This is a genomic window from Nocardiopsis sp. NPDC055879 (assembly GCF_053615935.1).
The window spans coordinates 51,744-72,642 of the sequence record NZ_JBSHCT010000026.1; the positions used below are offsets into that span (position 1 = coordinate 51,744).

Consider the following 20,899-nt stretch of genomic DNA (forward strand, 5'->3'; position numbering starts at 1 on the left):
TCGACTGTTGATCCGAGCCAGCATACCGACCGGATGGTACCCCTCGCGCACACCCGGAGGTCGTCGGGAACCTTCGGCATCCGAACGGGTGACCCCCGGGGTCGACGAGACGGCGACTAACCCACTCGGGCGTGGTCGGATCCCTCGGGCTCGCGCGGCCCCTCCGGTACGGCCCGCTCGTGCGGGATGACCAGTGGGGTCCGGGTGCGCGGGTCGGGTATCACGTCGCAGTCCAGCCCGAACACGGTGCGCACCCGATCGGCGGTGACCACCTCGGCGGGCGACCCGTCGGCCACGATCTCCCCGTCGCGCATCATCACCAGGCGGGTGGCGAACCGGGCCGCCTGCGCCAGGTCGTGCAGGACCGCCACGACGGTTCGGCCCTGCCGGTGCAGTTCGGCGAACAGCTCCAGCAGGTCGTACTGGTGGGCGATGTCCAGGAACGTGGTGGGTTCGTCGAGCAGCAGGGTGGGGCTGTCCTGGGCCAGCACCATCGACACCCAGGCGCGTTGGCGCTGGCCGCCCGACAGTGAACCCACCTGGGTGTCGGCCAGGTCGGTCAGTCCGGTGAGTTCCAGGGCCGCGGCGATGGCGACCTCGTCCTCGGGGCTCCACTGGCGCAACAGCGTGTGGTGCGGGAAACGCCCGCGGGCGGCCAGCGCCCGCACGGTGATGCCCTCCGGGGCCAGCGGGCTCTGCGGCAGCAGCGCGAGCTTGCGGGCGACCGCCTTGGCGCGCTGGGAGCGCACGTCGTCCCCGTGCAGCAGGACCTTGCCCCGGACCGGCCGGTTCACCCGTCCCAGCGCCTTGAGCAGGGTCGACTTCCCGCAGCCGTTGGGGCCCACGATCACCACGAACTCGCCCTCGTCGACCTTCATGTCCAGGTCGGACACGACGGGGTCGCTCCCGTAGCCGAGGGTGAGACTCCGAGCGGAGAGCACCGGGGTGGTTTCGCCGTTCAAAGGGTTCCCTTTCGCCATTCGCGGATGAGCAGGTGGCCCAGGTACACGCCGCCCAGGGCCATGGTGAACACACCGACCGGCAGCCCGTCACCGACCGGTGACTGTTGCACGGCCAGGTCGGCGCAGACCAGGAGCAGTGCGCCCACCACCGCGGACAGCACCAGGTTGGGTCCGGGCGCGGCGCTGAGCCGGCGGGCGATCTGGGGCGCGGTCAGGGAGATGAACGCGATGGGTCCGGCGACGCTCACCGCGGCCGCCGACAACACCACCGACAGCACGACCGCTCCGGTGCGCGTGGTGGTGGCGCCGGCCCCGAGGGAGTCGGCGAGTTCGTCACCCATCTCGTTGACGGTGATGGGGCCGGCCAACGCCAGCACGAACGGTACGGCCAGGGCCACGGCCACCCAGATGGTGGCGGCGTGGTCCCAGGACCTGGCGGACAGGCTGCCGTTGACGTAGGAGGCGAGCACACTTGCCTGGTCGCGGGCCATCACCGACACCACGAAGTGGGTGAGGGCGGTGGCCATGGCGGCCACGCCGATCCCGGCGATGATGAGGCGGCCCGGGTCGCGCAACCCCGTTCCGGTCACCAGGTACACGATCACGATGGCCAGCGACGCTCCGGCCAGTGCCCCCAAGGGGACGGGGACGATCCCGGGCAGCGCGAGCGCGGCGACGGAAGCGCCGGCCCCGGCGCCGGCGGCGAGCCCGATCACGTCGGGGCTGCCGAGGGGGTTTCGGGTGACCGACTGGAACAGGGCGCCGGCCAGCCCCAGGGCCACGCCGGTGCCGGCGGCGACGACCAGACGGGGGCCGCGCAGGCGTTCGAGGGCGAACAGGTGGGTCGCCTCACCTTGCCCGCCGAGCGCGGCGGGGATCTGGGCGAGGGGGATGCCCAGACGGCCGAGGCTGAGGGTGGCCGCGGCCGCCACGAGCAGCACCGCCAGCAGCGCCGAGCCGATGATGAGGGAACGCGGGTGGATGGGAAAGGCGAGCAACCGCCCGACCCGCAGCACCCTTTGCGTGGGTTCGGGAGACTCCGCGAGGGCGGTCAGGCGCGACGCGGGCTCGGAGATCGTGCGGCTCATGAGGCCCCCTTCGTCCTGCGCAGCACGTACAGCAGTACCGGGGCGCCCACGAACGCGGTGACGACGCCGACCATGAGTTCCATGGGCCGCACCACCGTGCGTCCCACCACGTCGGCCACCAGCAGCAGGGTCGGTCCGACCAACGCCGCGAAGGGCACCTGGACACGGAAGTCCACCCCCACCAGGGAGCGCACCACGTGTGGCACGGCCAGGCCGACGAAGGCGATGGGGCCCGCCGCGGCGGTCGCTCCGGAGGCCAGCAGCACCCCGGCGACCAGACCACCGGCCCGGGTGGCGGTGACGTTGGCCCCGGTGGCCACGGCCGCCTCGTCCCCCAGGGCCAGGGCGTTGAGGCCGCCCATGACGAACAGGGCCAGGACCAGCCCCAGACAGAGGACGGGCAGGACCGCGAGGACCACGTCCATGCCGCGCCCGGCCAGGGAGCCCACCACCCAGTAGCGGTAGCTGTCGAAGACGTCGGGCATGCTGAGCGCCACCGCCTGTACGTAGGCGGTGAGGATGGCCGAGACGACCGCCCCGGCCAGTAGCAGACGCACCATGCCCCCGTCGCCGCCGCGGGTTCCCACGGTGTAGGCCGCCAGCCCGGCCAGCAGGGCACCGGGCAGCGCCCACCAGACCGTTCCGGTGACCGAGGTGGGCCCGAGCAGCGCGGTGGCGGTCACCACCGCCGCCGCGGCACCCGCGTTCACGCCCAGTAGGCCGGGGTCGGCCAGCGGGTTGCGGGTGACGCCCTGCATGAGCGTGCCGGCCAGCGCCAGGGCGGCACCGGCCAGCACACCGACGATCGTCCGGGGGATCCGGCTCTCCACCACGGTGACGGTGTAGGGGTCGGCGCCGCCGGTGAACACCCGCAGCACCTCCAACGGAGGCGTGGGCTTGCTGCCCGCGACCAGGCTGAGCAGAACCGCGCCGGCCAGGGCCGCCACGCCCACGCCCAACATGAGCGTGGCGCGGACGGGCCCGGCCTTGGGCGGTGCCGTCGTGCGTGTCTTCACGTTCACCTGGTGATGGGTCAGTCGTCGATCTCGGCGGCGGCCTCTTCGATGAGGGGCACGTACCGGTCGATGGTCCAGGGGACGGTGAGCGGGTTGATCAGGGAGGAGGCGGTGACGAAGGAGTTGTCCTCACTGGCGACCACCGCACCGTTCTCGATCGCGGGGATGGCCGCGTACAGCTCCTGCTCCTCGATCTCGGCGCGCGACTCGGGGTCGCTGTAGAAGGTGAAGATCAGGTCGCTGTCGGAGAGCTGGTCGGCGTTCTCCAACCCGATGAGGGCGGAGTCGGTGCCCTCGGTCTCGGGGAAGGTCTCGACGATCGGGTCGACCTCCAGGCCCAGGCCGCGGACCATGGCCACGCGCTGCTCGTCGGGCAGGAAGACGCCGAGGGTGCCGGGGCCGTCGGTGTAGATGTAGGAGAAGGACAGGTCGGCGAACTCGGGGTGGTCCGCGGCGGCCTGCTCGAAGGTGTCCTCGATCTCGGTGACGAGGCCGGTGGCCTCCTCCGGCTTCCCGAGCGCCTCACCGATGATCTCGATCTGCTGGTCCCAATCGGTGCTCCACGGCAGGTCGGGGTAGGCGACCGTGGGGGCGATGTCGTTGAGGATGTCGAAGTCCTCCTGGGTGATGCCGGACCAGGGGGCGAGGATGACGTCGGGGGCGAGTTCGATGATCGCCTCGAAGTCGATGTCGGCGGCGCCCGCGAACTGTTCGGGGAGTTCCTCGCCGGACTCGGTGACGGCCTCGTGGATCCAGGGCAGGTAGCCGGTGTCGTCGGCGCCCCACTCGTAGCTCTCGATACCCACCGGGACCACGCCCAGGGCGATGGAGGTCTCGGCCGATCCCTGGCCGAGGGTGACCACGCGTTCGGGCTGCTCGGGGATCTCGGCGGTCCCCAGCGCGCTCTCCATCTCGATCGGGAAGGTGCCGTCGGCGGAGGCCGCGTCGCCGTCACCTCCGCTGTCGTCGGTACCGCAGGCGACCAGGCCCAGTGCCAGGGCGGCGGTGAGGCCGAGACCGCTGAAACGGCGCAGAGTGGGGTTCATGCTCACTGCTTTCTTCGTCACGGGAGGCGACCTCGTCGTACTCGGCGGGCCGTTTCGTACATGGGGAGCGCCCGAGTATGGGCAGCACGAAAGCCGGGCGGATCAGGACGAACCCGACCGCAACCAAGGTTAGTCTAACCTCACTTGGCCCGATTCCAAAAAATCCGAACCCTTGCCCGGACCCGCTTCGAGGCTCAGGGAACCTCCGGTTCCCCGGTGAGGTAGGGCTCACCCGGAGGGCTCCCAGCCTCCTCCACGACCCCACCATGGCTGTGGCCCAACAGGACGACCGGTACCGGCTTGCCCACGGGGTTGCCCTCCCTGCCGGCCACGTACTCCAGGTCCCCTCCCGCCCCGGAGACCGCCATCGCGCCGTGCAGGTAGTAGAGCTGGTTCCGGACCTCCTCCGGAGTGGGCAACCGTTCGCCCCCGACCTCCTCCAACGCCAGACGCACCGCGTGCACGGTCACCGCCACGGCGTCATGGTGCATGATCGCGTACCCGTCGTCGAGCCTGGCGGGGTCGGCGTCGATCCGTTCGACGAACACCTCGTGGAACCCGTCGAACCCGGCCGGGGACGCCACGTCGCCCCTGCCCCACCCCGGGTGTGTGGAGGAGGCCATGGCCAGGTCGAGGTTGCCGTCGTCGAGGTCCCGATGGAGCTCGGCACCACCGGTGACCCCGGTCGCGGCGTACACGATGGTCAGCGGGTCCTCCGGAACGCACCTCTCCCCCGCCAAGGCATTGACGAACACGTCCAGGTCGTCCTCACGCCCGGCGAAGAACACCAGGTCCAGGCCCTGCTGTTGGGAGCAGATGTGGTTGACCGCGCTGGCGAACGCCGTGGGAGCGGTCTGTCCCATGGCCCTCCCGGTGAACTCCAGCTCGTTACGGGGTAGGTGGTCCGCGAACTGCTCGGCGTAGGCCTCGCGCAACGTCGCGGTGTAGGTGTCGTCCTCGGTGTTGTCGTAGAGCAGGATCCCCGCGGCGGTGGGGTGCTCGGACTCGACGTGGTCCACCAGTGAGGCGACGTACTCGGAGTTGGTCGGCGAAGCGCGCATCAGACCCGGGGCGGTGGAGGCGTCCAGACCGTCGGCGGTGACGATGCCACTGACCATGGGGATCCGGTGACCGGACAGTTCCAGGGCGGCCCGCTCGGCGCTGTCGCTGCTCAGACCCGGACCCGCCACCGCCAACAGCGGAACGTCGTCCTCGGACAACGACACCAGCCGGTCGACGGCGTACCGCCAGTGCTGCTGACGACTGCCCTCATTGGCCAGGTACAGCTGGATCAGGGGACGATCGCCGTGGAAGGTCTGGTCCTGGTTGGCCCGAACCTGGGCGACGTGCGCCCCTTCCATGGCGGCCCGGACCCGATCGGTGTCCAAAGGGCTGCGCCCGTCGGGGGTGAGCGTCGTCATCAGCGCGATCCGGGCCACGGGGGTACCGTCCTCCTCCGCGACGCCGGCCACCCGGGTGTTCTCCCGCTCGATCAGGCCCTGGACCTCGGTGAAGGCGGGGTCGAACACGTGTGATCCATCGTTGACCCCGACGCACTCGCCCTCCACCCGGACCAGGCCGGAGAGTGGGCCCCCACAGACCAGGTCCGGCCCGAAGGCCACCGCGCCTCCCACAACCAGGGCCACCACCAGGGAGACGACCAGGAGTCCGCGGCCTCGCGGTCTCGGCGGCACGAGGGAGTCGTCCTGCGCGGACCTGCGGTAGGTGACGTCTCGTCGACGAAGTTCGTCGGCGATCCTACGGTGTCGGGCCTCCCGTTTGGAGAGCACACCCGTGTTCGTGACCCGGCCGCGCAGCACGATCAGGGCGTAGGCGGCCTGATCCTGCGCGTCCACCCGTTCGGGTCCGCCGAAGGGGTCGGACAGGGACCACAGTGCGGCGACCAGACGCCGGGCCTCACCACGGTGGGGTTCCATTCCGGTCCCGACGGACTCCCGCTCCAGCCGAACGAAGCGTTCGTCGGGGGCCTCACCCCAGTGCTCGACGTGCTGACACGGAGCACGGGTGACCTCGTCGAGCATGACCTCCCACGAGTCCGTGGCCCCTTCGTCGGTCAAGACGGTGAGGAGTTCGTCGGCGACCGTTCCCAGGCCTCCCAACGCCAACCGGTGGTAGAGGGCCCCGGTGGGGTCACCTGAGCGCTCACAGTATCCGGCCAGGGCCTCGTGGTAGCGCACCCAGCGCTCCCCACCGGTGTCGTCACGGGCGAAGCGCCGCACCAGGAGGTGACGCAAGGGGGTCGTCCAGTCGGGGACGTCGTCGCCGAAGAACAGGGGGGCGACCCGGTTCAGGCGATGCCCCTCCTCCCTGGCGAGCTGTTCCGCGCACTCCAGGTCACGGGACAGGGCACAGATCTCCAACGCGGCACGTTCGCTCTCGGGCGCCCCTGACCAGTCGAGCAGCCGGTCCAACAGCCTCGACTCGAGGTCGTCCCGTCCCAGTACCCGGTTCAGGACACCCCCGTCCTCCGGGTGCTCGGCGCTCACACGCACCACCTCGGCGGCCACCGAGGGGTTGCCCCCGGAGAACTCGTGGACCAAGCGAGCGGTCTCGGAGTCGACCACCTCCGGCCTGCGACCACGCCACGACATGAGCTTGCCGCAGTCGTCCACGCCGAAGGTCGGCAGCCTCAGCTGCTTCAGAAGGGGGTGGTCCGGGCGGGGCTTTCGGGCGGTGGCGACCACCGCCACGGGAAGGACGAATTCGTTAGTGCCGGCGTCCTCGGACCGGATGGGACGGGAGTCCTTCAACAGCCGCAGGAACGACCTGCCCGCCGTGCGCGAGGACGTCCCCGCCTCGGTCGATTCGTCCGGGTCGACGGCGTCGGCGTTGTCCAGCAGTACCACCGGGGCCGGATGGCGCCCCCGGCCACGACGGGAGTGGCGCAGGTCGGCCAGGAACGCCTCGCACAGCGCGACGTCCATGTCCCGCCCGGAGGGGTCCCGATCGTCGCGGGCCAGATCGGCGAGGACCCCGGTCCCCTTGCCCGTGTTCGATTTGCCCTTGTTCGAGCCCGCGGACTCGGCGTACCACTCGACGAAGGGGCGCAGGGCCGCCCGCTTGACCAGGCCGCCGATCGACACGATGGGCAGTTTGACGCCCTCCATGGCCACCACGCCCAGGTCCACCCGCAACTCGACGCCACCGATGGTCTCCGACACCACCCGCCCCCAGCGGGACACGCGATGTATCCCGTCCAACGCTTCCTCGATCTGCTCACCGCCGAGGACTACGGACTGCTCAAGGCCGAGACGTTCGGACTCGGAACGCGCGTCCTCCCCCGCTCGGAGCGCGGCGAGCCCCACCAACAGGCGGGGAAAGGACAAGCTCTCGCGTCCTTTGGTGCGATCGGCGAGTTGTTTGGCCAGAACCGTCAACTTGGCGGGAACTCCACGGTATTGCGCATTCTCCGCGTTGAGCCAGGCCACAGCCGTTTCAGCATCGAGTTCGGCGCGCAGTGAATCGAGGACCGAGCTTCGGCCGGAACCCCGCTCACCATGCAGGAGAACGATTTTCCTGGCGTCGCGCGCAGAGTTCTTAGGGAGTGGACGAAGCTGATCCCGTAGGGCCTCCCGAACACCTGGGCGCGTGATCATCGGGTTGGGCGCAGAACCATGAGCCATGCCGTGTCCACTCTCGAATTCGCAGGGGGATTTCCGTCCACGCAGCACGGAAAGAACACCACGAACAGCCAGAACCAGGACTACTCCAGGCCGCCTCACACCGACATTCACTTCTTCATGCCACCCACAAAACCCTAATGGACTCGGCCCACACATAAAAGGGTGCCCGTTCGGATTCGCGAGCACCCCGGGCTGGAATGCAGGTCAGGGAGTGCGGTCGGTCAGCACGTTGCTCACGCCGCCCAGATAGCCGATGAACCGCCGGGTGGCCATGGCACCGAGCCGTTCGCGGCCCAGGAAACGTGGTGGGGAGAAGCGCATGATCGCCTCCGCGCCGGAGGCCATCGAGGCGAGGGAGGCCGGGCCGCGGCGGGCCTTTTCGTACCGACGCAGCGCCCGCGCGGGATCGCGTTCGGCCCCCTCCTCCGCCAACACCCGGGTGAGCGCCCAAGCGTCCTCCAAGGCCTGGTTGGCGCCCTGCGCGGTGGAGGGCGGGAACGTGTGCGCGGCGTCGCCCAGCAGGGTCGCCCCGCCCTCGCCCCAAACCCTCGGTACCCGGTGCCGGACGTGCTCGAACAGTTCTGGTGCGTCGTCGGCGGCGTGCTCCAGGACCGCGCGCACCCAGGGATCCTTCCAGTCACCGAAGAGTCTGCGCAGCACACTCGCCGGGGACACCGGGCGCCGCATGCCCGAACGCCAGCGCACGTCGAACCACCACTGCGCCAGCCCGTCCCCGGCCGGCATGATCCCGCACATGCCCTGGCGGCCCTGGACCACCGCGGCGAGCGTGCCCGCGGCGGCGTCCATGGGCACCTCGGTCAGCGCCTGCCAACTGGCCCACCCGGTGGGGCGGGCCGGGTCGCCGTCCCACAGGTCGCGTCGGGCGGCCGAACGCACCCCGTCGGCGCCCACCACCACGTCGCCGTCGGCGGAGACCCCGTCGCCGAACAGCGCGCTCACCGACCCGTCCGGGTTCACCCGCACCCGGGTGCAGATCCGCCCGTAGCGGATGGTGCCCTCGGGCAGACCGGTGGCGAGCAGAGCCAGCAGGTCCCGCCGGGGCACGGTGCGCGTCTCGAAGCCGTAGTGTTCGCGGGCCGCGTCCACGTCCAGGGTGTAGCGCACACGCCCGGAGGGATCGCGGTTCTCCAGGCCGTCCAGACGGCGGCCGATCCCGGACACGTCGATCCCGAGCGCGGCCAGGGCGGCCACACCGTTGGAGTACAGGCCCAGCCCGGCCCCGCCGGTGCGCGGCCCCGTCGCGCGTTCGTGCACCTCGACCTCGTGACCCTGGTCGAGCAGTCCGCGGGCCAGGGCGAGCCCGCCCACACCGGCTCCGACGATGACAACCCTCATGAAAGCTCCCAACCCGCTCGCTTGGCCTACAACACCGTACTGACGGATCGGGCGTGGGCGACGAACGGGCCGATCACGATCCGGTGATCGGCCCGCGGACGGGGCGTCGGGCGAGGATCAGTCGAAGAGGTGGACGCGCGCCTCCCAGGGACGCAGCGGGGCGAGCACCCGTTCGGGTTCGGGGTGGTTGCCGATGAGCATCCGCCCACCGGTGCCCACAGCGTCCTCCGACAGTTCCACCGGGGCCGTCTCCCCACTCCAGTTGGCCAACACCAGCAGGGTCCGACCGTCGAGGGTGCGGGTGTAGGCGAACACCCGGGGGTCGTCCTCCAGCAGCGGCGTGTAGCGACCGTGCACGATGATCGGGTGCTCCTTGCGCAGCTCGATCAGGCGCCGATAGTGGTGGAAGATCGAGTCGGGGTCGGCGACGGCCGCCTCCGCGTTGATCTCGGTGTGGTTGTCGTTGACCCCGATCCACGGCGTTCCGTCGGTGAAACCGGCCTGCGCCGAGGCGTCCCACTGCATGGGGGTGCGGGCGTTGTCCCGGCTCATCCGGGCGATCCCCGCCATCGCCTTCTCGGAGTCGACCCGCCCGGTCGCCACCATGGTGCGGTGGTGGTTGAGGGTCTCCAGGTCCCGGTGGTCGGTGATGTCGGAGAAGCGGGCGTTGGTCATGCCCAGTTCCTCGCCCTGGTAGACGTACGGGGTGCCCTGCATCATGTGCAGGGTAGTGGCCAGGGCCTTGGCCGACTCCACCCGGTACTTCCCGTCGTCGCCGTAACGCGAGACCGACCGCGGCTGATCGTGGTTGTTGAAGTAGAGGCTGTTCCAGCCCACGTCGCCCAGGCCGGTCTGCCAGCGGCTCAGTGAGGCCTTGAACTCGACCAGGTCCAGTGGACGCGGATCGAACTTGCCGCCGGGGCCGTGGTCGAGGTCCACGTGTTCGAACTGGAACACCATGTTCAGTTCTCGGTTGATGGGGTTGGTGTGGACACGGGCCTGTTCCACGCTCACCGCGGGCATCTCACCGACGGTGAGCACGTCGCGGCCGTCGAACACCTCCCGGTGCATCTCGTGCAGGAACTCGTGCAGGCGGGGTCCGTTGATGGCGTGGTCGGCGAAGATCCCGTAGTCGCCGATCACCGGGCCGTCGGGCAGCTTCGGGTTCTTGGAGACGAAGTTGATGACGTCCATGCGGAAACCGTCGGCGCCTCGGTCCAACCACCACCGGGCGACCTCGTGCACGGCCGACCGCACCTTCGGGTTCTCCCAGTTCAGGTCGGGTTGGGAGGGACTGAACAGGTGCAGGTAGTACTCGTCACGGCCCGGATCATGGGTCCAGGCCGACCCGGAGAACACCGAACCCCAGTTGTTGGGCGGACCGCCCTTGGTCCCGGGACGCCAGAGGTAGAAGTCGTCCTTGCCGGGGTCCCCGGCGCGGGACGCCTCGAACCAGGGGTGCCGATCGCTGGTGTGGTTGACCACCAGGTCCATCACCAGGCGCATGCCGCGCTCGTGCAATCCCTCGCGGAGCCGGTCCCAGTCCTGGAGGGTGCCGAATCGCGGGTCGATGTCGGTGTAGTCGCTGATGTCGTACCCGTTGTCGTCCCACGGGGAGGGATACACCGGGGACAGCCACACCACGTCCACCCCCAGCCGCTTCAGGTAGTCGAGTCTGTCGATGATCCCGGGCAGGTCCCCGATCCCGTCACCGTTGCTGTCGTTGAAGCTGCTCGGGTAGATCTGGTAGACGACGCTGGACTTCCACCACTCGGCACCGGCCTCGGGCATGGGCTTCCTCCCCCACTGGACGTTGCGACCATTCAATCGGTCCGACCGCCCGAACGGGAGGGGAACGGCCACCCGGAACGAGAATCCGGTTGAAGCGGGTGGCCCACCGGGGATATCCCGGGCGAGACCATTCAGGCGGTAGGAGGACCCATGTGTCTGCACGGAACCGGTGAGACCGTTCGTTCGCGTACGGGAGGGGCCGCGCCCGACCCCACGCCGACGCGGCCCTCGGGTGCGCGTTCGTGGCCCGGCGGGTTCGGGCGGGTGGTGGACCTCAGCCACACCATCTCCCCCGACATGCCGTCCTGGGACGAGGTGAAACCGGCCCGTGAGACGTTGAGCCCGCCCGCCCCGGAGGGTGGGTTCGGGTTCTACCTGCAGCGTTGGAGCCTGACCGAGCACACCGGGACCCACCTGGACGCGCCCGGACACGTGATCGGCGGCGGGCGACTGGTGCCCGACATCGCACCCGAGGAACTCGTCGTGCCGGCGGTGGTGCTGGACATCCGGGAGCGCGCGGCGGAGGATCCCGACACCACGGTGGGGGTGGACGACGTGCTCGTGTTCGAGCGCGAACACGGGCCGATCCCCGAGGGCACGGCGGTGTTGATGTGTTCGGGGTGGAGCTCCAGGTGGGCCGAGGGCGACGCGGCGGTGCGGGGCCTGGACGAGGACGGTGCCTGGCACTTCCCCGGCTTCTCGCCACAGGTGTGCGAGTTCTTGGTGGAGCGACGCTCGGTGGCCGGTTTCGGGGTGGACACCTTGAGCAGCGACCCGGGGAACTCGACCGACTTCCCCGCCCACGAGGCGATCGGCCGCGCCGACCGGTGGGGGCTGGAGGCGCTGACGGGGTTGGACCGGTTGCCGCCCGTGGGCGCGACGCTCACGGTGGGGGTGCTGCCCGGTCTGGACGCTTCGGGCGGGCCCAGCCGGGTGCTCGCGCTGTGGTGAGACGGTCGATCGGCTCGGGACGGTCGGTTCCCGCGACCGTTCAGTTCCGGGGTCCGGGGATCTTCGGATCGGGGGTCCACTCCAGCAGCATGATGGTCGCGTCGTCGGTGAAACCACCGCGCTGGTGGGTGTGGATCGAATGGATCAACCGGCGCAGCGTCTCCGGTGCGGGCTCGTCGGCGGAGGTCGCCCTGGTGACGAAGTCGGCGAAGCGCTCCAGACCGAACATGCGCCCGTCGGTGGCGTGCGCCTCGATGACACCGTCGGTGTAGAGCAGCACCTGGTCTCCTGGTTCCAGGGCCATCCGATGGACGGTGCGCGAAGTGCTGTCGGAGACGACCCCGTTGAGACCGAGCGGCAGTTCGGGCGGACGGTCCATGGCCCCGGGGATCAGGCACCTGCCCCGGATGAGCAAGGGGGCCGGGTGCGCGCAGTTGGCCCAGGTGAACAGTCCGGTGGACAGATTCAGGTCTGCGAAGACCGCCGTGCAGAATCGTTCGGGCAGCCAGTCGATGAGCGCCTTCTCCACGCCGGCGGTGAGTTCGCCCGGCTCGGCTCCGTTACGGCGGGCGCTGCGAGCACCGGCCATGGCCACCGACGCGGTCAGTCCGGAGGCGAGGTCGTGACCCATCGCGTCGAGGATGACGGCGTGCAGGGTGTCACGGGTGATGGAGTGGTCGAAGGCGTCGCCGCCCAGTTCGTAGGCGGGTTCGAGGACCGCGGTGGAGACCCCGCGTGCGGTGCCGAGGGTGCGCGGTGGAAGGAAGGCGCGCAGCATCTCGGTGCGCAACCGCACCGGCCGGGCTCGTGTGCGGCGGACGTAGGTGTCGCTGTAGGCGCGCTTGGACGTGATGACCAGGGCCAGTAGCGCGGCCAGGGCCTGACAGCGGCGGAGGGTGGGTTCGTCCAGCCTGGAGGTGCGGACGTGCAGGACCCCGATGCGGTCGGCGCCGTCCTTGAGGGGAAGCCAGAGGCTGAGTTGGTCCTCCCCGCCCTCGGCCAGCCGCAGGGTGTCGTTCCGGTAGGCCTCCCCGGCGACGGTGGTGTCGATGTCGAGGATGGGCCCGCCGGTGAGCGGCACCAGCAGGTGTTGTTGCAGGTCGACGAGGTGAACGGTGATCTTGTCGAGCCCGATGGCGGTGCCGTAGCGGTTCGCGATCTCCAGGACTTCGATGGGCCCGCACGCGTGCACGGACCTGACCAGTTCCTCGAAGAGGAGTTCGCCCTCGCCGAGCGGAATCACATCGTCCACGCCTTCACCTCCCGGAACATTCAGTGTCACACCGGAACGTTTCGTCACCCGGTGTTCCCGATCGCGTGTCCTTGAGCGGTTCAAAGGCGTACACCCCGAAGGGAGTCAACCTTGATTGACTTCTCGACGAAGTCAACCTAAGTTGACTCACAGGGGGTTCGAGGCCACCCCCGACACCGGAAGGGAACATCATGAACGTCGCCTTCGCCGGCCACGATCCACACGAGGACCCGGGCTCGTTCGACGAGGACCATGCGGAATGAGCGTTCGCTCAGCCCTCGGTCGCCCCACCCGCCCGCACGACGTCGGCGGCGAAGGCGGCCACCGCGTGACCCGCGCCCCGCCCCTCGGCCCGAGCGATGATCCGGCCGCCTTCGACCGACAGCGCGGACTCGGTCCCTTCGCCCGGATCGACCACGCCGGCCGCGGCGGCGACGCCGGACTCCAACACGATCCGCGCCCGGGTCCACGCCCGGAGAGGGAAGGCCCGGGACAGGTGACCTCGCAACTCGGCGACGACCAGCCGGACCAGCGGCAGGAGTTCGCCCGGATCATCGGTGACCGGGACCAGGGTGACCGGCACACCCTCGGGCGCGGCGCGCAGGGCCTCCTCCAACGCCTCCAGACGGTGCGGACCGAGCACCACCACGATCCCGGTGTCCACCGTCACCGATGCGCGGGTCAGCAGGTCGAACCCGGTGGGGGCCTCCCAGGGCTCGTTCGCGGCCCGGGCGGGTGGGACGTGGGAGATGTGCGGCAGCGGCCAGGCGTCCTCCAGGGCGAGCCCGGCCAGGTGCTCACAGGCGCGGATGACCGTGAAGGGGTCGGTGAAGCCGGGTGCCGCGGCGGCGAGCCGCTCGGCCCCGTGCAGCGTGGTGAGCACGCTCTGCGCCACCCGGACGCGGCGCCCGCCCGGGTCCAGGTGCTCCAGGGCGATACCGAGCAGGACCGACTCCAGCATGGTGAGACGGGCGAAGGTCGCGCTCACCCGGGCGTCGGCGGTGATCTCGGCCATGGCGTCGGCGCCCGCGCGTTCGTCGCCGCCGATGGGCAGTCGGGCCACCCAGGAGCGGGCGAAGTCGCCCAGGGCCCGTTCGATGGTGGTGGCGTCGACCTTCCCCGGCGGGGCCTCTTCGGCGGCCTGGGCCAAGGCGGCGAAGTACAGGGCGCGCTTACCCGGGAAGTTGGAGTAGACGGCCCCGCGGGTGAGTTCGGCGCGCGCGGCGATGCGGTCGATGCCGGTGCCACGGAAGCCGTGTTCGGCGAACTCCTCGCGGGCCGCGGCGAGCACCTTCGCCCGATTGTGTTCCTGCTGCTGCGCCCTGTTGAGCCGAACCATCGTCCTCCTAGCCGCGGTGTGCCACCCATCCTACGTTGAGATACCGCCAACACTCGGATACCTTGACCATCCAGATGATGACATCATTTTAAGTAGAACACTGCTGCGAAAGCGAGTGAGGCACACCATGACCGACTACGCCTTCCAAGCCCGGGGGCTGGTGAAACGGTTCGGGAAGACGACCGCGCTGGCCGGGGTGGACCTGTCCGCCCGCCCCGGTTCGGTCCTCGGCGTCCTGGGCCCCAACGGAGCGGGCAAGACCACCGCCATCCGGATCCTGGCCACCCTCGCCCGCCCCGACGAGGGCGCCGCCACCGTCGGCGGACACGACGTCGTCCGCGAGGCGGCCCGAGTGCGCCGACTGATCGGGCTCACCGGGCAGGGCTCCATGCTCGACGAGGAGCTGACCGGCACGGCCAACCTGGTCCTGATCGGCCGACTCCTGGACCTGGGCAAGACCGGGGCCACCGACCGGGCCCATCAACTCCTCGAACGCTTCGAACTCACCGACGCCGCCCGGCGCCCGGTCACCACCTACTCCGGAGGGATGCGACGCCGGCTGGACCTGGCGGCCTCGCTCGTGGGCCGACCCCACGTGGTCTTCCTCGACGAACCCTCGGTCGGCCTGGACCCGGGTAAACGCGAGGAACTGTGGCGCATGGTCCGCGAACTCACCGCCGAGGGCACCACCGTCCTGCTCACCACCCAGTATTTGGAGGAGGCCGACGCGCTGGCCGACGCCATCGCCGTGATCGACCACGGCCGGGTGATCGCCGACGGCACCCCGGCCGAGCTCAAACGCGTGGTCGGCGGTCAGGCCGTCTCGCTGCGCCCCACCGACCCCACCCGGGTTCCGACCGCCGCCCTGGCCATGGAACGGGTCACCGGACGCGCGCCCGACCACACGGGCGGCCACACCCTGACCGTCCCGGTCGATGGCGACGCCACCGCCTGGGAACTGGCCCGTGCCCTGCGAGAGGCGGACATACGGGTCACCGAGTTCTCCCTGCGCCTGCCGAGCCTGGACGAGGTGTTCTTCGCCCTGACCGGCGCCTCTCGCGACACCCACGAGGAGGAGACCGCATGAGCGCCCCCACCATGCCCCGACGACCGGCCGCCCCGGCCCGGCCCGCCGCCCTGCTCCGCCACGGCATCGTGCTGGCCCGACGGAGCCTGGCCAAGTCCCTGCGCAACCCGGGAAGCCTGGTCAACGGGGTGATGACCCCGGCGATCTTCATGGTCCTGTTCGTGTACCTGTTCGGCGGCTCGGTGTCCGGATCCACCGACGCCTATCTGCAATACCTGTTCCCCGGGGTGCTGGTGATGGGCGCGGGCATCGCCGGGATGCTCTCCTCCGGGCTCACCATCAACATCGACATGAAGAAGGGTGTCTACGACCGGTTCCGCAGCCTGCCCATCGGTCGCTCCACGCCACTGCTCGGTTCGGTCCTGGCCGACCTGGTCCGGTACGTGATCACCGTGCTGATCCTGTTCGCCATCGGGTTCCTCATGGGCTTCCGGGTGGAGACCGACGCGGTTTCGGCGATCGCCGCCTCCGCCCTGGCGATCGGCTTCGGGTTCGCGCTGAGCTGGGTGATGGTGTTCCTCGGGGTGCTCATGCGCGACGAGACCGCTGTCATGGCGTTCACCTTCATCGCGATCCTGCCGCTGCTCCTGGGCACCAGCATGGCGGCGCCGGTGGAGACCCTGCCCGACTGGCTGCGGAGCTGGGCGGGGATCAACCCGGTCACCCACGTCATGGACGCCGCCCGCGCCCTGCTGACGGGTACGCCGGTCGGGGACACCGTCACCTGGACGCTGGCCTGGTCGGCGGGGCTGATCGCGGTGTTCGCCCCACTGTCGGTGTGGGCGTTCAACCGCCAAGGCTGACCCGATCCGCCCTCCCTCGGCATCGTCCCAACGCCTAGAGTGGCCGAACGGTAGGGGTTCCAGCCCCGGGGTCGTCGACGCGAGGGCGGTGGGACACGGGTGACCCGTGAGTACGGCGGCGACCACGTCGACCTTCGAAACGCGGAGGTCGGACGCGATCTCATCGGCAAGGTGGAGCACCACTACCACCACCCCGCTCCTTCGAGGCCCGCACCGCTCGGCGTGCCCGTGGGCGATCTCTCGCCCGCGGACGCCCACACCTTCGAGGTGCACGAGGTCGCCGACCCCACCGGCGGCGACGAGCTTCCACCACTGCCGCCCTACCTGTACCGCTCCGACGTCGACGATCCGTTGCGCGCGGCCGTGCGCGACGCGCGCAACGCGAGCGGTCTGGTGCTGCTGGTGGGTGGTTCGTCGGTGGGCAAGACCCGTGCCTGCTGGGAGGCGGTCCACGCGGAGCTGCCCTCGCACTGGCGGCTGTGGCATCCGCTGTCGCCCACTCGTCCCGAGGCCCTGAAGGAGGCCCTGCGGGCGGATCGGGTCGCGCCCCACACGGTGGTGTGGCTCAACGAGGCCCAGTTGTACCTACGTGAACCGGAGGCACTGGAGGCGCTCCAGGGGTTGCTCGCCGACGCGTCGCGCGGACCCGTCCTGGTCCTGGGTTCGCTGTGGCCGGAGTACTGGCGGGAGCTGCTCGATGAGGCCTCCACCGGCAGGGAGGGTCGCCATCTGCTGGATCGGGCACGCGACATCATCGTCCCGGGCTCCTTCACCTCGGCCGAACTGCGCGCCAACGCGGACCTGTCCCGCACCGATCGACGCCTGCTCTGGGCCCTGAGGGAGGGCGACCAGGGTCAGGTCACCCAGGCGCTGTCCGGCGCCTTGGACCTGCTCCGCCGCTACCGGCACGGCACCCCGGTCGAGCGCGCGGTCCTGGAGGTCGTCATGGACGCCTCCAGGCTGGTCGAGTACGGATTCTCCTTTCCCGCAGCCTTCCTCAAGGGCGCGGCCCCCGGGTACCTCTCCCCCACCGAACGCGCGCGGTTGCCCGATAAGTGGTTCACCACCGTGGTCGAGAGTCTGACGCGGCGGGGGCCGGGAACCCCCGGGCCGCTGATCCCCGATCCGGCCGAGAAGAAGCGGAGGGCACGGTATCTGCTCCCCGACTACCTGGAGGAGTACGGACGCGATCAGCGCCGCCACCTGTGCCCACCGGACTCCTTTTGGGAGGCGTTGAGCGGCCCCGCGGGAAACGAGGTATACACGCTCCCCGAGCTCGCCCGGGCGGCCGAGGACCGGTTACTCCTGCGGCATGTGGACGCGATCGTTCTCCGAGACACTCCCCCGTTCATCTACCCAGGGCGAGGCGAGCAGTTCGAGCGCCGCGCGCGGCTGCGCACACGCGCCGGTGACCACGCGACCGCGGAGCGCCTGGCCACCGACGCCGCCCTCTCCGGACGCCCCAACGCTCTATTGGAACTGCTCGATACCGCCGACCGACCCGAACTCACTCGGGCCGCCTTCGCCCTGCTGCGACGGACCGAAAGCACCGACCGGGTCGTCGAAGAGATCGCCCTTCGCCTTCACACGGCCTCGGAGGAGAGAAAACGCGCTCTGGCACGGATCCTCGAAGAGAACACGGGCCCCGATGGACTTCGGGCCATGGTCGAATTGCTCCGGCCGCTCCGTGACCGGACGGGGATCCGACTGTGCCTGGAGCGCATCGGTCCGGAGGAGGCCCAAGCCGCCGAAGCGGAACAGTCCGCGTGGGAAGCCGAGTGGGATCAACGGATCGACCAGGCGATCGAAAACGCGAAGAGCGGCCACTCGGATCCTCTGGACGACCTGCTGGTAGAGGACTCCCATCCGTTGCACCCCCTGATCCGGGTCGAGATCGCCCGACGCTGTGTGTCCGCCGGGGTGCACGAGCCGATTCTGGAACGAACGGCGCCCTTCCATGGTCCGGCGTCCCCTAAAACCTTTCAGGGGTGGCCGGTCCACCCCGAACTCCTGGAGGCCCTCGCCGAGTGCGGGGATCCACAATGTCTGAACACCGTGGCCCAGATCGCGAAGAGCGTCGAGGCCTGGGACACCTGTGCCCGTTTCCTCGAACTCGCCGTCCGCGCCGGGGCCACCTGGCGGGATCTGGCGGTGAACATGAACGCGCTGGCGCTCTCCGGCCGTACGGAGGTGGTCTCGCGCCTCCTGGAAGGCTTCACCGACCTCGGGGCCAAGAAACTCGCGCTACGACTGCACCTGCGCACCGGGGATCTGGCGGCCGCCGAACGTCTGGCCTTCCCTGAGATATACGACCACCTGGGCCGATTCGGCATGGGACAGGTGCAGGCGGTTCTCATCCGGCACCTGAGGCGTCGAGGGGACACGAGCGCCGCCGCACATCTGGCTCGCAGATCCGCGGGTCACACCGACGATCCCGACTCCTTTTCCGCCCTCTCGGAGCTGCTCACGGAACAGGGACGGCCCGCGGAGGCCATCGAAGTACTGGCCTCCGGCTCCCTCCACGGGGCGGCCTTGGAGGAGGTCGTCCATGGCCTATCGACCGAACCTGTGGCTTCCGAGGCGGCGGAACGCATGCGTTACCCGTGGGCCCCGTGGCGGAACGGACCACTGCTGACTCTACTGGCCTGGTCGGCAGAGGCCGCGGGGGACGACGAGCGAGCCCGAACGCTGCGCCCCCGAGGGGGAGAACTCGTCGACGGCGATCTCCTGCACTACCTGAGCGGAGTCGTCCTGCCCACAACAGTGCGGGAGGGGCGAGAAGCCAAGGCCCATCGACGGGAGTCGCGGGCGTTGGTCCGTCATCTCAGACACGGCACACCGCTCACCCTGGCGCGTCACCTGGCCGAGGGGGTCGACACCGTTCCCGGGTTCACCCGCAGGGAAAGGTGGGCCGCCGATCGGCCGACCCATCCTGCCCTGAGCATTGGATCGCAGGTGTCCCGCCGGTACGAGGGCCGCCTGCTGATGGGGGTCCTTCTCGTCTCGGCCTCCCAGATGTACCGGATCAAAGGAGACGCGGCCTCGGCCGATGAACTGGAGGAGGCGTCGCTGCGTGTCGGTGGCTCGGGGGCGGTCCCCCTCCTGGTACGGGGCCATCTGGCGTCGGGAGAACACGCCAGGGTGCGCGCGCTGCTGGAATTTCTCGGCGAGGAGGTCGCCGACGCGAAGGCCGCCCACGAACGCTCTCGACCCGTGTCGAACGAGAAGGAATCCCTCCGGCACGCTCAGTGGCGTTCTTACCACTTGGACTCGGAGCACCACGCCCAGCGTGCTCTGGTCCACTTGGTGAGAGCGGGCGCGCTGCACCTGGCCGACGACATCATCGAGTGTTTGGCTCCGGCCTCGGAGTATTCCGATGGCGTCCGCGTCCGATTCATGTCCCAGAACAAGTCCCCGGTGGACCCGCTGTTGGAGGCGGCTCGCCCCGACCTGGCCCTGGTCGCGGTCGGCTGGTTGCGGGAGCATCGGTGCCATCTCGACTTGTCCCATGTGACCAGAGATCTGGAGCTCGAAGGGGACTGGGACAACGCCGCTCTGTTCCAGGCTCTGCCCGGTGGCGATATCACCGACTCGGAGCACCTCGCCCATGCCCGGGCTCTGTCCGAGGGTGGCGCGGCGCCCGACGTCTCCGCTCAGGTCGCCCTCTTGGACTCCCACGTCCGCCTCGCGGAGGAACGGGGCGATGACCGGGAGGCCGAACGGGCGGCCGGAAGAGCGGCCCTCGCCGGCCATGGCACCGTCATGGAGGGCCTGGCCCGCCGTCGAATCGAGCGCGGCGAGAACGTCGGCCGTTGGCGTACCGTTCTCGAACGTGGTCTGACCCCGGCCGGGGACCCGGACCCTGACTGGTGCGAGGCCACGAAGGCACGTGGGAACCTGCGCCCCATGGTCGTGGACCGACGTCCCATGGACTACACGACCTTGTGGAAGCCGGACGGCCGCGCCAAGGTCGTCGGTGTTCCCACCCCTTACACATTCCGCGTACGCCACTTCCTCCTCCCTCTCGTCCTCACGACATTCGCGCCCTCGGAGGCGGAGGCGGCGATCCTGACCACGACCGCGGTGTCGCTATCGGCCACCCTGGTGCTACTGCCCTGGTTGACCGCGGACGCACGTCGCCGGTGGCCACTACGCGCATGGGGTCTCACCTTTCTCATCTTGCAAGCCGTGTTCTGGGGGCCCGCCTTGGTCGGGGTGTCCTCCGCGGCCGTCGCCGAACGATGTTCCCCTGCCCGTGCCCTGGTGAGCATGGTCTTGGCACCACTTTCCCTGATGGCCGTGGCCGGGTTCGCCCTTTTCTCGACCTGGCTGGGAACACTGGGCGGGGCCGTCATGAGCTTGGGCATGGTGTACGCGTTCCTGGCCCTGGTCTACCGGAACCGTCGAAGAGCGCACCACCGCTACCTGGCCGATCTGCGATCCGAGGCATGACCGATCGAGCCCGAAAACACGAAAGGAACCGACATGGACCTCAAGCACCACCACGTCGAGGTGAACGGGCTGCGGTTGCACGTGGCCGAGCAGGGTGAGGGACCGCTGGTCC

Annotated in this window: 13 protein-coding genes; 4 read left to right on the plus strand and 9 right to left on the minus strand. The window is 69.9% G+C overall.

Annotated elements, in window-relative coordinates:
• Positions 1 to 116: 116 nt before the first annotated feature.
• The 7 genes from ACWGKS_RS25265 to ACWGKS_RS25295 all read right to left on the minus strand — a co-directional run bounded on the left by ACWGKS_RS25265 (position 117) and on the right by ACWGKS_RS25295 (position 10,903).
• Positions 117 to 980, minus strand: a complete 864-nt coding sequence (locus ACWGKS_RS25265; RefSeq protein WP_358515386.1) for an ABC transporter ATP-binding protein — start codon at positions 978 to 980, stop codon at positions 117 to 119.
• Positions 959 to 2,050 carry a FecCD family ABC transporter permease gene (locus ACWGKS_RS25270; RefSeq protein WP_452456041.1) on the minus strand — a complete coding sequence of 364 codons (1,092 nt, stop codon included), beginning with the start codon at positions 2,048 to 2,050 and terminating at the stop codon, positions 959 to 961. Before ACWGKS_RS25270 ends, ACWGKS_RS25265 begins: the two co-directional genes overlap by 22 nt.
• Positions 2,047 to 3,012, minus strand: a complete 966-nt coding sequence (locus tag ACWGKS_RS25275; RefSeq protein ID WP_358515400.1) for a FecCD family ABC transporter permease — start codon at positions 3,010 to 3,012, stop codon at positions 2,047 to 2,049. Before ACWGKS_RS25275 ends, ACWGKS_RS25270 begins: the two co-directional genes overlap by 4 nt.
• A 71-nt stretch (positions 3,013 to 3,083) precedes the next feature.
• A complete protein-coding gene (locus tag ACWGKS_RS25280; RefSeq protein WP_358515397.1) occupies positions 3,084 to 4,112 on the minus strand; it encodes an iron-siderophore ABC transporter substrate-binding protein in 1,029 nt (342 codons plus the stop codon).
• Positions 4,113 to 4,306: 194 nt separating this feature from the next.
• A complete protein-coding gene (locus ACWGKS_RS25285; RefSeq protein ID WP_358515383.1) occupies positions 4,307 to 7,459 on the minus strand; it encodes an ABC transporter substrate-binding protein in 3,153 nt (1,050 codons plus the stop codon).
• Between the two features lie 501 nt (positions 7,460 to 7,960).
• Entirely contained in the window at positions 7,961 to 9,112 is a 1,152-nt protein-coding gene (locus ACWGKS_RS25290; protein ID WP_358515381.1) for an FAD-dependent oxidoreductase, read from the minus strand.
• Between the two features lie 117 nt (positions 9,113 to 9,229).
• Positions 9,230 to 10,903: a glycoside hydrolase family 13 protein gene (locus tag ACWGKS_RS25295; RefSeq protein WP_358515378.1), complete on the minus strand. Its 1,674-nt coding sequence runs from the start codon at positions 10,901 to 10,903 to the stop codon at positions 9,230 to 9,232.
• A gap of 150 nt (positions 10,904 to 11,053) precedes the next feature.
• Between ACWGKS_RS25295 and ACWGKS_RS25300 the strand changes: the two genes are divergently transcribed.
• Complete coding sequence (locus ACWGKS_RS25300; RefSeq protein WP_358515375.1) at positions 11,054 to 11,854, plus strand: cyclase family protein; 801 nt, start codon at positions 11,054 to 11,056, stop codon at positions 11,852 to 11,854.
• 40 nt (positions 11,855 to 11,894) lie between these two features.
• On the opposite strand, the gene ACWGKS_RS25305 is transcribed toward ACWGKS_RS25300, so the two are convergent.
• Entirely contained in the window at positions 11,895 to 13,106 is a 1,212-nt protein-coding gene (locus ACWGKS_RS25305) for a PP2C family protein-serine/threonine phosphatase (protein WP_358515372.1), read from the minus strand.
• A 271-nt stretch (positions 13,107 to 13,377) separates the two neighbouring features.
• Entirely contained in the window at positions 13,378 to 14,445 is a 1,068-nt protein-coding gene (locus ACWGKS_RS25310; RefSeq protein WP_358515370.1) for a TetR/AcrR family transcriptional regulator, read from the minus strand.
• Between the two features lie 127 nt (positions 14,446 to 14,572).
• On the opposite strand from ACWGKS_RS25310, the gene ACWGKS_RS25315 reads away from it, so the two are divergent.
• The 3 genes from ACWGKS_RS25315 (at position 14,573) to ACWGKS_RS25325 (ending at position 20,787) form a co-directional block, all read left to right on the plus strand.
• A complete protein-coding gene (locus tag ACWGKS_RS25315; RefSeq protein WP_358515367.1) occupies positions 14,573 to 15,532 on the plus strand; it encodes an ATP-binding cassette domain-containing protein in 960 nt (319 codons plus the stop codon).
• On the plus strand, positions 15,529 to 16,335 hold the full coding sequence (locus tag ACWGKS_RS25320; protein WP_452524256.1) for an ABC transporter permease: 807 nt from the start codon (positions 15,529 to 15,531) through the stop codon (positions 16,333 to 16,335). Before ACWGKS_RS25315 ends, ACWGKS_RS25320 begins: the two co-directional genes overlap by 4 nt.
• Positions 16,336 to 16,434: 99 nt before the next feature.
• Positions 16,435 to 20,787, plus strand: a complete 4,353-nt coding sequence (locus tag ACWGKS_RS25325) for a hypothetical protein (protein WP_358513198.1) — start codon at positions 16,435 to 16,437, stop codon at positions 20,785 to 20,787.
• Positions 20,788 to 20,899: the final 112 nt, after the last annotated feature.